At 71.0% G+C, this 14,298-nt stretch carries 9 protein-coding genes; 6 read left to right on the forward strand and 3 right to left on the reverse strand.

Annotated elements, in window-relative coordinates; all coding sequences use genetic code 11:
* Positions 1 to 184: 184 nt before the first annotated feature.
* Positions 185 to 940 carry a response regulator transcription factor gene (locus ABZY33_RS00065; protein ID WP_356489122.1) on the forward strand — a complete coding sequence of 252 codons (756 nt, stop codon included), beginning with the start codon at positions 185 to 187 and terminating at the stop codon, positions 938 to 940.
* A 22-nt stretch (positions 941 to 962) separates the two neighbouring features.
* Here the strand turns inward: ABZY33_RS00065 and ABZY33_RS00070 are convergent, their stop codons facing one another.
* Positions 963 to 2,147, reverse strand: a complete 1,185-nt coding sequence (locus ABZY33_RS00070; RefSeq protein WP_356489123.1) for a crosslink repair DNA glycosylase YcaQ family protein — start codon at positions 2,145 to 2,147, stop codon at positions 963 to 965.
* A 65-nt stretch (positions 2,148 to 2,212) separates the two neighbouring features.
* Entirely contained in the window at positions 2,213 to 2,785 is a 573-nt protein-coding gene (locus ABZY33_RS00075; protein WP_356489124.1) for a GNAT family N-acetyltransferase, read from the reverse strand.
* Between the two features lie 197 nt (positions 2,786 to 2,982).
* Between ABZY33_RS00075 and secA the strand changes: the two genes are divergently transcribed.
* Positions 2,983 to 5,793 (forward strand): preprotein translocase subunit SecA, encoded by a 2,811-nt coding sequence (gene secA, locus ABZY33_RS00080; protein ID WP_356489125.1) that lies wholly within the window; start codon positions 2,983 to 2,985, stop codon positions 5,791 to 5,793.
* A 69-nt stretch (positions 5,794 to 5,862) separates the two neighbouring features.
* On the opposite strand, the gene ABZY33_RS00085 is transcribed toward secA, so the two are convergent.
* Positions 5,863 to 6,288, reverse strand: coding sequence for an Rv3235 family protein (locus ABZY33_RS00085; protein WP_356489126.1), 426 nt, complete (start codon positions 6,286 to 6,288; stop codon positions 5,863 to 5,865).
* A gap of 298 nt (positions 6,289 to 6,586) precedes the next feature.
* Here ABZY33_RS00085 and ABZY33_RS00090 point away from each other — a divergent pair, with 298 nt between their 5' ends.
* The 4 genes from ABZY33_RS00090 (at position 6,587) to ABZY33_RS00105 (ending at position 14,270) form a co-directional block, all read left to right on the forward strand.
* Positions 6,587 to 7,102 carry a hypothetical protein gene (locus ABZY33_RS00090; protein WP_356489127.1) on the forward strand — a complete coding sequence of 172 codons (516 nt, stop codon included), beginning with the start codon at positions 6,587 to 6,589 and terminating at the stop codon, positions 7,100 to 7,102.
* 40 nt (positions 7,103 to 7,142) lie between these two features.
* Positions 7,143 to 7,817 (forward strand): HAD family hydrolase, encoded by a 675-nt coding sequence (locus ABZY33_RS00095; protein ID WP_356489128.1) that lies wholly within the window; start codon positions 7,143 to 7,145, stop codon positions 7,815 to 7,817.
* Between the two features lie 500 nt (positions 7,818 to 8,317).
* The gene (locus ABZY33_RS00100) at positions 8,318 to 13,258 is read left to right on the forward strand and encodes an NAD-glutamate dehydrogenase (RefSeq protein WP_356489129.1); all 4,941 of its coding nucleotides are present in this window, start codon (positions 8,318 to 8,320) and stop codon (positions 13,256 to 13,258) included.
* Between the two features lie 307 nt (positions 13,259 to 13,565).
* On the forward strand, positions 13,566 to 14,270 hold the full coding sequence (locus ABZY33_RS00105; protein ID WP_356489331.1) for a polyprenol monophosphomannose synthase: 705 nt from the start codon (positions 13,566 to 13,568) through the stop codon (positions 14,268 to 14,270).
* The last annotated feature ends 28 nt before the right edge of the window (positions 14,271 to 14,298 follow it).

Here is a 14,298-nt window from a genome sequence, read left to right on the forward strand (position 1 = left end):
GTCCGGTGCCCCTGGAGCGCGCGTGCGCCCCGGGGGCACCTTTGTGCGACCCCCCGGTGCACCGCACCGTCGTCGCACGGCGGTCGCGGCATGAAATCATGGCCCGGCCGGGTCAACCGGCGTGTCGGCGCCTCCGGTTGGCGCGGCACAGGAGAACGGGCCACGGCCTTCAGGGGGAGGAACGATGGCGGACAGCTTCGGACCGATGCGGGGCGGGGGCGCCGGCACTGCCGACGACGGCTCCGGCATGGGACCGGGCGCCGCGGGCGCCCCGCGCGAGGAACCCATCCGGGTCCTCGTCGTGGACGACCACGCGCTCTTCCGGCGCGGCCTCGAGATCGTCCTCGCCGCCGAGGAGGACATCCAGGTCGTCGGCGAGGCCGGGGACGGCGCCGAGGCGGTGGACAAGGCGGCCGACCTGCTGCCGGACATCATCCTCATGGACGTCCGGATGCCCAAGAGAGGCGGGATCGAGGCCTGCACCTCCATCAAGGAGGTGGCCCCCAGCGCCAAGATCATCATGCTGACGATCAGCGACGAGGAAGCCGACCTCTACGACGCGATCAAGGCGGGCGCGACCGGCTACCTCCTCAAGGAGATCTCTACCGACGAGGTGGCCACGGCGATCCGCGCGGTGGCCGACGGTCAGTCGCAGATCAGCCCGTCGATGGCGTCGAAGCTGCTCACCGAGTTCAAGTCGATGATCCAGCGCACCGACGAGCGCCGGCTCGTGCCCGCGCCCCGGTTGACCGACCGGGAGCTGGAGGTGCTCAAGCTCGTCGCCACCGGCATGAACAACCGGGACATCGCCAAGGAGTTGTTCATCTCGGAGAACACCGTGAAGAACCACGTGCGCAACATCCTGGAGAAGCTGCAGCTGCACTCCCGGATGGAGGCCGTGGTCTACGCGATGCGCGAGAAGATCCTGGAGATCCGCTAGCCCTGGCCGTCCTGGCCGCGCCCTACCTGCCCTGCTCCGGGGCCTCGCCCAGCGCGGCGATGAGCGCCGTGCGCAGGGACGCGTCCGCCATGCGCTCCACGCGGACGCTGTCGCAGCCCACCCAGCTCGCCGCCTCCCACAGGGCCGCCGCCGCCCCCGGGACCGCCCTGGAGCCGTCCAGGGAGACCTGCCGCGCGACCAGGGTGGTGCCCTCCCGCGCCGGGTCGACCCGGCCCACCAGGCGCCCGCCGGAGAGCACCGGCATCGCGAAGTAGCCGTGGATCCGCTTCGGCTTGGGGACGTAGGCCTCCAGGCGGTGCGTGAAGCCGAAGATCCGCTCGGTGCGCGCCCGCTCCCAGACCAGGGAGTCGAAGGGCGACAGGAGCGTGGTGCGGTGGCGGCCGCGGGGGGCCGTGGCCAGCGCCGCCGGATCGGCCCAGGCCGGCTTCGACCAGCCCTGCACGGTCACCGGGACCAGACCGGTCCCCGCGACCACCGCGTCGAACTGCTCGCTCTTGAGCCGGTGGTAGTCGGCGATGTCCGCGCGCGTACCGACGCCCAGCGCCTCGCCGGCCTGGCGGACCAGCCGGCGCACGCACTCCGCGTCGTCCAGGTCGTCGTGGAGCAGCTCCGCGGGAACGGCTCGCTCCGCCAGGTCGTAGACCCGCTTCCAGCCGCGCCGCTCGACGCAGACCACCTCGCCGTACATCAGCGCGCGCTCGACGGCGACCTTCGACGCGGACCAGTCCCACCACTCGCCCTTGTTCTTCGCGCCGCCCAACTCCGTGGCGGTGAGCGGGCCTTCGGTGCGCAGCTGCTTGATGACCTGCTCGTACGCTCCGTCGGGCAGGTCGTGGTGCCAGTGCGGGCGGGTGCGGTAGGCGCGGCGGCGGAACGCGAAGTGCGGCCACTCCTCGATGGGCAGGACGCAGGCCGCGTGCGACCAGTACTCGAAGGCGTGCCCCCCGGTCCAGTACGCCGCCTCGACCTTCCTGCGGCCGACCGCGCCCAGCCGCGCGTACGGGATCAGCTCGTGCGAGCGGGCCAGCACCGAGATCGTGTCCAGCTGGACCGCGCCGAGGTGGCGCAGCACCCCGCGGACCCCGCCCTTGCGGTCCGGGGCGCCGAGGAGACCCTGGGCGCGCAGCGCGATGCGGCGGGCTTCGTCGGCGGACAGATCGGCGGCGGGACGCGGCAAGGTCGTCATACCGGAAACGATAGGCCCGGCCACTGACAGTGCGGGCGGGGTCCGGCAGGTGCCGGGGGCGGGTGTCAGGCGGGGGCCGGCAGGTAGGGCAGGGGGCACGGCAGGCCCAGGTCCGAGGGGAGCAGGGCGCCGATCCAGCAGTCGCGGAGCACCTCCTTGTTGAGCAGCCCCGAGCGCAGCACGCCCTCTATCGTGAAGCCGGCCTTCTCGGCGACCGTGCGCGAGCCCACGTTGCCCACTTCGGCCCGCCACTCCAGGCGCGTACAGGCGAGGTCGGCGAAGGCCCAGCGGGCCAGGCCCAGGACGGCTTCCGTCATGTAGCCGCGGCCGCGGTGCTCCTTGGTCGCCCAGAAGCCGATCTCCCAGGTGCCCGCGCGCGGGTGGTGCAGGGAGACCGCGCCGAGGACCGGGCCGTGCTCCTCGGCGCGCAGGGCGAAGGTGTACTCGGTGTCGGAGCGCCAGCCGTCCGGGACCATGTTCCGCACGAAGTACTCCGCGTCCACGCGCGTGTAGGGCGAGGGAACGGGGACCCAGCGCTGGATCTCGGGGTCCTGGACCGCCGCGCACACCTCGTCGATGTCGGCGGGCACGAACGTGCGCAGCTGCAGGCGGCCGGTGGTGAGCGTCACGGGGTCCATCGCCCGATTGTGCGCGGGACGGGGGAGGGATGTCACCACTTTTCGTGTCCCTTACCGGCACCTTCCGCGGGCCCCGTCCGTTGGACCTCACGGCAGACCTCCCGGCGCGGTGGGGTCCTCGCATACGATGGCCGTTGCTCAGGCTGTCGCCTGAGTAACCGACCGTGCCAGGCCCGACCGGCAAGGAGACCAACCGCGTGTCCGTCCTCCAGAAGATCATGCGTGCAGGCGAAGGCAAGATCCTGCGCAAGCTGCACCGCATCGCGGACCAGGTCAACTCCATCGAAGAGGACTTCGAGTCCCTCTCCGACGCCGAGCTGCGCGCCCTCACGGATGAGTACAAGCAGCGGTTCGCGGACGGCGAGAGCCTCGACGACCTGCTGCCCGAGGCGTTCGCGACCGTGCGCGAGGCCGCCCGGCGCGTCCTCGGCCAGCGCCCCTACGACGTCCAGCTGATGGGCGGCGCCGCGCTCCACCTCGGCTATGTGGCCGAGATGAAGACCGGTGAGGGCAAGACCCTGGTCGGCACGTTGCCGACGTATCTGAACGCGCTGTCCGGCAAGGGCGTCCACCTGATCACGGTGAACGACTACCTGGCCGAGCGCGACTCCGAGATGATGGGCCGCGTCCACAAGTTCCTCGGACTGAGCGTCGGCTGCATCCTGGCGAACATGACGCCGGCCCAGCGCCGCGAGCAGTACAACTGCGACATCACCTACGGCACGAACAACGAGTTCGGCTTCGACTACCTGCGCGACAACATGGCGTGGTCCCAGGACGAGCTCGTCCAGCGCGGCCACAACTTCGCGGTGGTCGACGAGGTCGACTCCATCCTCGTCGACGAGGCCCGTACGCCGCTGATCATCTCCGGCCCCGCCGACCAGGCCACGAAGTGGTACGGCGACTTCGCCAAGCTCGTCACCCGCCTCAAGAGGGGCGAGGCGGGCAACCAGCTGAAGGGCCTCGAGGAGACCGGCGACTACGAGGTCGACGAGAAGAAGCGCACCGTCGCCATCCACGAGCCGGGCGTCGCCAAGGTCGAGGACTGGCTGGGCATCGACAACCTCTACGAGTCGGTGAACACCCCGCTGGTCGGGTACCTGAACAACGCCATCAAGGCCAAGGAACTCTTCAAGAAGGACAAGGACTACGTCGTCATCGACGGCGAAGTCATGATCGTCGACGAGCACACCGGCCGTATCCTCGCCGGCCGCCGCTACAACGAGGGCATGCACCAGGCGATCGAGGCGAAGGAAGGGGTGGACATCAAGGACGAGAACCAGACCCTCGCCACGATCACCCTGCAGAACTTCTTCCGCCTCTACGACAAGCTTTCCGGCATGACCGGTACGGCGATGACCGAGGCCGCCGAGTTCCACCAGATCTACAAGCTCGGCGTCGTCCCGATCCCGACGAACAAGCCGATGGTCCGCAAGGACCAGGCCGACCTGATCTACCGCACCGAGGTCGCCAAGTTCGACGCGGTCGTCGACGACATCGCGGAGAAGCACGAGAAGGGCCAGCCGATCCTGGTCGGCACGACGTCGGTCGAGAAGTCCGAGTACCTCTCGCAGCAGCTCTCCAAGCGCGGCGTCCAGCACGAGGTGCTCAACGCCAAGCAGCACGACCGGGAGGCGACCATCGTCGCCCAGGCCGGCCGCAAGGGCGCCGTCACCGTCGCCACGAACATGGCGGGCCGCGGTACCGACATCAAGCTCGGCGGCAACCCGGACGACCTCGCCGAGGCCGAGCTGCGCCAGGCGGGCCTGGACCCCGTCGAGCACGTCGAGGAGTGGGCCGCCGCGCTGCCCGCCGCCCTGGAGCGGGCCGAGCAGGCCGTCAAGGCTGAGTTCGAGGAGGTCAAGGAGCTCGGCGGGCTCTACGTCCTCGGTACCGAGCGGCACGAGTCGCGGCGCATCGACAACCAGCTGCGCGGTCGCTCCGGCCGGCAGGGCGACCCCGGCGAGTCGCGGTTCTACCTCTCGCTCGGCGACGACCTGATGCGGCTGTTCAAGGCGCAGATGGTCGAGCGCGTGATGTCGATGGCGAACGTGCCGGACGACGTGCCGATCGAGAACAAGATGGTGACGCGGGCCATCGCCTCCGCGCAGTCGCAGGTCGAGCAGCAGAACTTCGAGACGCGTAAGAACGTCCTGAAGTACGACGAGGTGCTCAACCGGCAGCGTGAGGTGATCTACGGCGAGCGCCGCCGCGTCCTGGAGGGCGAGGACCTCCAGGAGCAGGTGCAGCACTTCATGGACGACACGATCGACGCCTATGTCGGGGCCGAGACCGCCGAGGGCTTCGCCGAGGAGTGGGACCTCGACCGGCTGTGGGGCGCCTTCAAGCAGCTCTACCCGATCAAGGTGACGGTGGAGGAGCTGGAGGAGGAGGCCGGTGACCGCGCGGGGCTGACCGCCGAGTTCATCGCCGACGCCGTCAAGGACGACATCCACGCGCAGTACGAGGAGCGCGGGGAGCAGCTCGGCGCCGACATCATGCGGGAGCTGGAGCGCCGGGTGGTGCTCTCCGTGCTCGACCGCAAGTGGCGTGAGCACCTCTACGAGATGGACTACCTCCAGGAGGGCATCGGCCTGCGCGCCATGGCGCAGAAGGACCCGCTGGTCGAGTACCAGCGCGAGGGCTTCGACATGTTCACCGCCATGATGGAGGGCATCAAGGAGGAGTCCGTCGGCTACCTGTTCAACCTGGAGGTCCAGGTCGAGCAGCAGGTCGAGGAGGTCCCGGTCGAGGACGCGGCGCCCGCCACCTCGCTCGACAAGGAGGACGCGGTGCCGGCGCAGGCCGGTGCGCGTCCGGAGATCCGGGCCAAGGGCCTGGACGCCCCGCAGCGGCCGGACCGCCTGCACTTCCAGGCGCCGAACGCCGAGGGCGGGGTCGACGAGGGCGACTTCGTCACCGAGGACGGGCCGGCGCGGTCCGAGGCGGACGGCCTGACGCGGGCCGAGCGCAGGAAGCAGTCGAAGGGCCGTCGCCGCAAGAAGTGACCGTCGTCGCGTGAGAGGGCCGGGCACGGGGTGCCCGGCCCTTCGCGTTCCCGAGACACGGCCGCCCGCTCAGCCGTGGTCCCGCGGCGGGCGCCCGTCGAGTTCGACCGCGGTGACGCGCCAGCGGTCGTCGTGCGAGAGGTGCAGGCGGAAGGCGAGGGCGTGCAGCCGGGTGCCCGCGGTGATGCGGGCGAAGACCTCGAAGGTGCCCTCGGACGGTTCGAAGTGCCCGATGCGGTGGATCGTGGGGCGCCGGCCGCCGGTGCCGAGGGAGCGCCGGGCCACCAGCCACAGGAGGTCGTCGTAGGCCCGGTCGGCCGTGTGCCGGGCGAGCCAGTGCGGCGGTTTGTGCCCGCAGAGCACCAGCAGGAGCCGCTGCGTGAAGAGTTCGGTCGGGTGCGGCGGTGCCTGCGGCGGGACCCGGCGTTCGGCCGGGCGCCGGGAGTCCCGGCGGGACGGGGGCCGGGTGGTGGATCGCGGGCCCCGCCTGGTCATCACCTTCTGCACTGCGCGCCTCCGGATACCAGTGAGTAACTCTGTGGGGGACCTTCTACGGCGCCCGGCGGAGCCCGCGCAAGGCGGGCGGGGCCGGGCCCGGTGGCGGCGGCGCGTTCACTTATCCGGGTGACGCGAGCGGCGACGGGCGGGTGGTGGGGCGGGCGCCGGGGGTGACGCGGCGGCGCGCCCTTGACGGGGGCGCCAGGTGCGGCCGGCAGTCCGAAGGGGGACTCCCACCCGTATCCTGAAGGCCCTACCGACCCCGAAGACGACAAGACGACGAAAGCGGCCGGCCATGCGCGTGTACGTTCCTCTGTCCCTGCCCCGACTCGCAGAGGCGTACCGGGCCGGCGAGCTGGGGCCCGCGCCGTTCACCGCCTACGCCGTCACGCCGGCGCTGCGCGAGTGGTACCTGTCCGACGACATCGAGGAGCTGGAGTACGCGGCGCTCAACCGGGCCGCGCTGGCCTCGCTGCGGCTGCTCGCGGGGGAGCCCGGCGCGGCGCGGCGCCGGGTCGTCGTCGCCGTCGACGTGCCGGACCGGGCCGCCGCCGTGGACCCCGGCAGCGGGCTCGACCCGAGCGCGCTCGGTGAGGTGTCCGTGCGCGAGAGCGTGCCGCTGGCCAAGGCCGCCGCGGTGCACGTGGACGCCGACGACGCGGAGGCCGACGTCACCGCCGCCGCGGCCGCGCTGGGCGCCGCCGACCACGGTGACGACGACGCCCAGTTCGTCGTGGACGGCGCCGAGGACCACGAACTCCTCTGGTTCGCCACGCAGGAGATCGCGAACCTGGTGGACCGCGCCGAATAAGGCCGTGGAAGGCGTGGGGCGCGAGGGGTATTTTCTCCGCATGGGGAAGCACATAGCCGCGGCGCACATCGTCTGGGACTGGAACGGGACCCTCTTCCACGACAACGACGCCATCATCCGGGCCACCAACGCCGCCTTCGAGGAGATCGGCCTGCCGCCGATCACACTGGAGCGGTACCGCGCGCTGTACTGCGTGCCGGTGCCCAAGTTCTACGAGCGGCTGATGGGCCGGCTGCCCACGGCGGCCGAGTGGGACGTGATGGACGAGGCCTTCCACCGGCACTACGCCGAGCACTCTGTCGCCTGCGGACTGGCCGACGGGGTGGAGACGCTGCTCGCGAGCTGGCAGGAGGCCGGGCGCAGCCAGTCCATCCTGAGCATGTACGAGCATGAGCAACTGGTGCCGCTGGTAAGGCAGTTGGGGATCACCTCGCGGTTCGTCCGGATCGACGGGCGGACCGGTCCTTCGGGCGGCAGCAAGGCTGAGCACATGGTGCGGCACCTGGGCGCGCTGCGCGGCGTCGCCCCGGAGTGCACCGTGGTCATCGGGGACGCCGCCGACGACGCCGTCGCCGCGCTGGGCGTGGGGGCGCGGGCCGTGCTCTACACCGGGGGCTCGCACAGCCGGGCCGGCCTGGAGGGCGTGGGCGCCCCGGTGGTCGACACCCTGGCCGAGGCGGTCCGGGAGGCCGAGCGGATCGTGACGGCGGCCTGAACGGGTCCGGGCCGAGGCGCCTGGCGTGGCCGGATTCCGGGTGCCGTTGCTCACACCTTCCCCGCGCCGGGCCGCTGTCCGCAGCCGCGCCCGGCGGGCCGTGGGGCCGCGGGCCTGGCGTAAGGGCGGGCCCTGACCGGTTTCTGTGCAGATTGTCGAAGTCCGACCGCTTCTTTTGTACACATACGGCTCATGACGGGTCCCCCGTGGGGAGCGATAGCCTTGTCCCGTGATCAGCGCGATAGCTCGCGGGGGCATCGTCGCCCCCTGTCCGCGCCGGGAGAACACGGGTCGCCGCAGCGACCGTGCCCGGTGCGCAGCTACTGATCATTTCCGGCGGATGGCCAGTTCGTTGAAAATGGCGCATTTCCGTCCGCTCTTCTCCCATTCCGGCATAACGTCGAGCCAGACCGGACCCCCCGCGTCGCGGCGTTACGTCGAGCAATCCATGATCGTCACGTCTACGTCACGCAATGGCGCGCGACAGGAGCCAGAGGACAATGCAGACCAAGCTGGACGAAGCCAAGGCCGAGCTGCTCACACGGGCGGCCCGGGTAGCTGAGAACAGCCCGGTAGGGGGGCACCTACCGACCGGGGCGACGGACCAGGGCTCACCAGGCCCGATGGACCATGAGACCGTGCTCGCGTTCCTCAAGCGCTACTACCTCCACACGGCCCCCGAAGACCTGGCCGACCGTGACCCGGACGACGTCTTCGGAGCCGCGTACTCGCACTACCGGCTCGCCGAGAACCGGCCGCAGGGCACGGCCAACGTCAGGGTCCACACCCCGACCGTCGAGGAGAACGGCTGGACCTCCAGCCACTCCGTCGTCGAGGTGGTCACCGACGACATGCCGTTCCTCGTGGACTCCGTCACCAACGAGCTGTCCCGCCAGGGCCGCGGCATCCACGTCGTCATCCACCCGCAGGTCGTCGTCCGCCGTGACGTGACCGGCAAGCTCCTCGAAGTGCTGCCGGCCGGGGCCACCGCCGAGGGCCACGACGTGCTCACCGAGTCGTGGATCCACGTCGAGACGGACCGCGAGACCGACCGCGCCGACCTCAAGCAGATCACCTCCGACCTGCTGCGGGTCCTGTCCGACGTGCGCGAGTGCGTCGAGGACTGGGAGAAGATGCGTGACGCGTCGCTGCGCATCGCCGACGAACTGCCGCGCGAGCCCCTCGCGGGTGACCTGGACGAGCAGGAGGTCGAGGAGGCGCGCGAGCTGCTGCGCTGGCTCTCCTCGGACCACTTCACGTTCCTGGGGTACCGCGAGTACACCCTCACCGACGACGACTCGCTCGCCGCCGTGCCCGGCACCGGCCTCGGCATCCTGCGCGCCGACCCGCCCCACGAGGGCGAGGACCACCACCCGGTCTCGCCGTCCTTCAACCGGCTGCCGGCCGACGCCCGCGCCAAGGCCCGCGAGCACCGCCTGCTCGTGCTGACCAAGGCCAACAGCCGCGCCACCGTGCACCGGCCCAGCTACCTCGACTACGTCGGCGTGAAGAAGTTCGACGAGAAGGGGAACGTGGTCGGCGAGCGCCGCTTCCTCGGCCTCTTCTCCTCCGCCGCGTACACCGAGTCCGTGCGCCGTGTCCCCGTCGTGCGCCGCAAGGTCGCCGAGGTCCTCAAGGGCGCGGGCTTCTCGCCCGCCAGCCACGACGGCCGCGACCTGATGCAGATCATGGAGACCTACCCGCGCGACGAGCTGTTCCAGACCCCGGCCGACGAGCTGCGCGCCATCGTCACCTCGGTCCTCTACCTCCAGGAGCGCCGCCGCCTCCGGCTCTACCTGCGCAAGGACGAGTACGGGCGCTACTACTCGGCGCTCGTCTACCTGCCGCGCGACCGCTACACCACGGCCGTGCGGCTGCGGATCATCGACATCCTCAAGGAGGAGCTCGACGGCACGAACGTCGACTTCACCGCCTGGAACACCGAGTCGATCCTCTCCCGGCTGCACTTCGTCGTGCGCGTGGCGCCCGGCACCGAGCTGCCGCTGCTCTCCGACGCCGACAAGGACCGCATCGAGGCCCGGCTCGTCGAGGCCGCCCGCTCCTGGGCCGACGGGTTCGGCGAGGCGCTGAACGCCGAGTGCGGCGAGGAGCACGCCGCCGAACTGCTGCGCCGCTACGCCGGTTCGTTCCCCGAGGGCTACAAGGCCGACCACTCGCCGCGCGCGGCCGTCGCCGACCTGGTCCACCTGGAGCAGCTCAAGCAAGGTGGCAAGGACTTCGCGCTCTCCCTGTACGAGCCGGTGGGCGCGGCCCCCGGCGAGCGCCGTTTCAAGATCTACCGGACCGGTGCGCCCGTCTCGCTCTCCGCCGTCCTGCCGGTGCTCCAGCGCCTGGGCGTCGAGGTCACCGACGAGCGCCCCTACGAGCTGCGGTGCAGCGACCGCACGACCGCGTGGATCTACGACTTCGGGCTGCGGCTGCCCAAGCACACGGGCGGCGGCGCGGACGAGCTGGGGGCCGACGGTCGCGAGCGGTTCCAGGAGGCGTTCGCCGCCACCTGGACCGGACGCGCCGAGAACGACGGCTTCAACGCCCTCGTGCTGCGCGCCGGTCTGAACTGGCGGCAGGCGATGGTGCTGCGCGCGTACGCCAAGTACCTGCGCCAGGCGGGCTCCACGTTCAGCCAGGACTACATGGAGGACACCCTCCACACGAACGTCCACACCACCCGGCTGCTCGTCTCCCTCTTCGAGGCGCGGATGTCGCCGGGCCGCCAGAGCGCCGGCACCGAGCTGATCGACGGGTTGCTCGAGGAGTTGGACGGCGCCCTGGACCAGGTCGCCTCGCTCGACGAGGACCGCATCCTGCGCTCCTTCCTCACCGTCATCAAGGCGACCCTGCGCACGAACTTCTTCCAGCGCGCGCAGGACGGCGAGCCGCACGCGTACGTCTCCATGAAGTTCGACCCGCAGGCCATCCCGGACCTGCCCGCGCCGCGGCCCGCGTACGAGATCTGGGTGTACTCGCCGCGCGTCGAGGGCGTGCACCTGCGCTTCGGCAAGGTCGCGCGCGGCGGTCTGCGCTGGTCCGACCGGCGTGAGGACTTCCGTACCGAGATCCTCGGCCTGGTCAAGGCGCAGATGGTGAAGAACACCGTCATCGTGCCGGTCGGCGCGAAGGGCGGCTTCGTCGCCAAGCAGCTGCCCGACCCGGGCGTGGACCGGGACGCGTGGATGGCCGAGGGCATCCGCAGCTACAAGACGTTCATCTCGGCGCTGCTCGACATCACCGACAACCTGGTGGCGGGCGAGGTCGTGCCGCCCAAGGACGTGGTGCGCCACGACGGGGACGACACCTACCTCGTCGTCGCGGCCGACAAGGGCACGGCGACCTTCTCCGACATCGCCAACGAGGTGGCGGGCGCCTACGACTTCTGGCTCGGCGACGCCTTCGCCTCCGGCGGCTCGGCCGGCTACGACCACAAGGCCATGGGCATCACGGCCCGCGGCGCCTGGGAGTCGGTCGAGCGGCACTTCCGCGAGCTGGGTGTCGACACGCAGTCCGAGGACTTCACGGTCGTCGGCGTCGGCGACATGTCCGGCGACGTGTTCGGCAACGGCATGCTGCTGAGCGAGCACATCCGTCTGGTCGCCGCCTTCGACCACCGGCACATCTTCATCGACCCGAAGCCGGTCGCGGAGACCTCGTACGCCGAGCGGCGCCGCATGTTCGAGCTGCCGCGCTCGTCCTGGGCCGACTACGACACGGAGCTGATCTCGCAGGGCGGCGGCGTCTTCCCGCGCTCCGCCAAGGCGATCCAGCTCAACAACCACATCCGCGAGGCGCTCGGCATCGAGTCCCGGCAGGCGAAGATGACGCCGGCCGAGCTGATGAAGGCGATCCTCCAGGCCCCGGTCGACCTGCTGTGGAACGGCGGCATCGGCACGTACGTCAAGTCCTCGGCGGAGTCGAACGCGGACGTCGGCGACAAGGCCAACGACGCCATCCGCGTCGACGGCCAGGACGTGCGCGCCCGCGTCATCGGTGAGGGCGGCAACCTCGGCGCGACCCAGCTGGGCCGCATCGAGTTCGCCCGGACCGGCGGCAAGGTCAACACCGACGCCATCGACAACAGCGCGGGCGTGAACACCTCCGACGTCGAGGTCAACATCAAGGTCCTGCTCAACGGCTTGGTGGGCGACGGCGACCTGACGGTGAAGCAGCGCAACAAGCTGCTCGCGGCGATGACCGACGAGGTCGGGCACCTGGTGCTGCGCAACAACTACGCGCAGAACGTGGCGCTGGCCAACGCCGAGGCGCAGTCCTCGTCCCTGCTCCACGCCCACCAGCGGTTCATGCGCCGGCTCGCCAAGCAGGGCCACCTCGACCGGTCGCTGGAGTTCCTCCCGAGCGACCGGCAGATCAAGGAACTCCTCAACTCCGGACGCGGGCTGAGCCAGCCCGAGCTGGCCGTCCTCCTCGCCTACACGAAGATCACGGCCGCCGAGGAGCTCATCCACACGAGCCTGCCCGACGACGCCTACCTGCGCGGGCTGCTGCACGCCTACTTCCCGAAGGCGCTGCGCGAGAAGTACGCCGACGCGATCGACGGGCACGCGCTGCGCCGCGAGATCATCACGACGGTGCTGGTCAACGACACGGTGAACACCGGTGGTTCGACCTTCCTGCACCGGTTGCGCGAGGAGACCGGCGCCTCCCTGGAGGAGATCGTGCGGGCGCAGCTCGCGGCCCGGGAGATCTTCGGGCTCAGCGAGGTCTGGGACGCGGTGGAGGCGCTCGACAATGTCGTCGCCGCCGACGTGCAGACCCGGATCCGGCTGCACTCGCGCCGGCTCGTCGAGCGCGGTACGCGGTGGCTGCTCAACAACCGCCCGCAGCCGCTCCAGCCCGCCGAGACGATCTCCTTCTTCAAGGACGGCGTCACCGCGGTGTGGGCCGCCATGCCGCAGATGCTCCGCGGCGCGGACGCCGAGTGGTACGAGTCGATCCGCTCCGAGCTGACCGGCGCCGGGGTGCCGCAGGAGCTGGCCGCGCGGGTCGCCGGGTTCTCCTCCGCGTTCCCGACGCTCGACATCGTGCAGATCGCCGACCGGATGGACAAGGACGCGCTGGCCGTCGCCGAGGTGTACTACGACCTCGCCGACCGGCTGGCCATCACGCAGCTGATGGACCGCATCATCGAACTGCCGCGGGCCGACCGCTGGCAGTCGATGGCGCGCGCGTCGATCCGCGAGGACCTGTACGCGGCGCACGCCGCCCTGACGGCCGATGTGCTGGCCGCGGGGGACGGGGAGGCGACGCCGGAGCAGCGGTTCAAGGCGTGGGAGGAGAAGAACGCGCCGATCCTGGGCCGGGCGCGCACCACCCTGGAGGAGATCCAGGGGTCGGACGCGTTCGATCTGGCGAACCTGTCGGTAGCTATGCGGACGATGCGGACGCTGCTGCGCGCGCATTCGTGAGTTCTGGCTGAAGGTACGTTGCCGGGGGCGCCCCGGGTCGGTGGATTATCCGGCCCGGGGCGTTCTTGGGTTTCTCGCGTCTGCGGCGCTGTCGTGGCTGGTCGCGCCCCGCGTCGGTGGTTCGTCCTGCGCCGATAAATCGGGCAATACGTCTAAAGTGGGCATGATTGCCTGACCGGTCGTCCGACAGATGCAGGGAGAGCCGATGCCGTCGATGTCGTCGAAGCCGTCCGGGCCGGGTGCGCAGCCCCAAGAGCGCCCGGCCGCCCTGCCCGCCGACTGGGCCGCGACGCCGCTGACCGTCGTCATGCCGACCTACAACGAGGCGGGGAACCTGCCCGGCATGGCCGAGGCGCTGATGGCCCTGCCGCTGCCGGGCCTGCGCCTGCTGGTCGTCGACGACTCCAGCCCCGACGGCACCGGCGAGATCGCCGAGGAGCACGTGCGCCGGTTCGGCCCCGAGCGGATGGGCGTCCTGCACCGGGCGGGCAAGGAGGGCCTCGGCCGGGCGTACGCCGCGGGCATGCAGCGGGCCGTCGCCGACGGCGCGCGGTACGTGCTGCAGATGGACGCCGACGGCAGCCACCCCGCCGCGAAGGTCCCCGAGCTGCTCGGGGTCGCCCTCTCCACCGGCGCCGCCGTCACCCTCGGCAGCCGCTACGTCCAGGGCGGCACCCTCTCCGAGGCCTGGGGCGCCCACCGCCGCCTCCTCTCCCGCTGGGCGAACGCCTACGCGGGCACCATCCTCGGCACCCGGGTCCGCGACATCACCGGCGGCTTCAACCTCTGGCGCGAGGACGCGCTGCGCGCCATCGACCTCGCCTCCGTGGACAGCGCGGGCTACAGCTTCCAGGTCGAGATGAAGTACCGGGCGCTGCGCCGCGGTTACGGGGTCATGGAGGTGCCGATCCACTTCGAGGACCGCACCGTCGGCGAGTCCAAGATGAACCTGATGGTCCAGCTGGAGTCGGTCGCCATGCCGTGGAGGCTGCGCGCGAGGTCGCGCCGGTGACGGCCTGCCTTCCCGGCCACCGCACGCG

Source organism: Streptomyces sp. NPDC006552, assembly GCF_040611655.1.
Taxonomy (GTDB): Bacteria; Actinomycetota; Actinomycetes; order Streptomycetales; family Streptomycetaceae; genus Streptomyces.